The sequence below is a fragment of the Pseudoduganella buxea genome, from assembly GCF_009720835.1.
GTDB lineage: Bacteria > Pseudomonadota > Gammaproteobacteria > Burkholderiales > Burkholderiaceae_D > Rugamonas > Rugamonas buxea.
This window is the reverse complement of record NZ_WNKZ01000267.1, coordinates 1-406: the sequence shown is the minus strand read 5'-3', so window position 1 is coordinate 406 and position 406 is coordinate 1. Positions and strand designations below refer to the sequence as shown.

The 406-nt window shown below is 75.6% G+C and carries 1 pseudogene; it reads right to left on the bottom strand.

Going from position 1 to position 406, the window contains the following annotated elements:
- Positions 1 to 88: 88 nt before the first annotated feature.
- Positions 89 to 406 (bottom strand): annotated as a pseudogene (locus tag GM672_RS28690) (hypothetical protein); the annotation flags it as partial.

Sequence of the window (406 nt, the reverse complement as noted above, 5' to 3'; positions counted from 1 at the left end):
ACGCCGTCGCAGCGGGCGGCCAGCAACTCGCCGCCCAGCAGCGCCAGGCGCGCCGCCACCGCCGGGTCGGGCCGCTTGCCGAACATTTTCATCGGGGCGCCGCCGCCACGGCAAACGCCGCGCCATGGGCGTGGAAATGGGCAGCCGGCGCCGCTTCGAACGGCCAGGCGGCCTCGCATTCGCCATCGCCGTCCAGGCGCCCCGTCAGCACGGCAGCACCGGCGCCATCGGTCACGCGCAACAGGGGCCGTTCGCGCAGCACTTGCGCGGCGAAAGGCGCCTGCGCGTCGAGCGTCAGGATCACCTGCCACGGCCCGGCGCCGACGAAATGGAGCTGCCACCAGCCGTCGTCCGTGGCCAGCCGCTCCAGCGCCGCGCCGCTGTCGGCCGCGCGCAGCATGCCGGC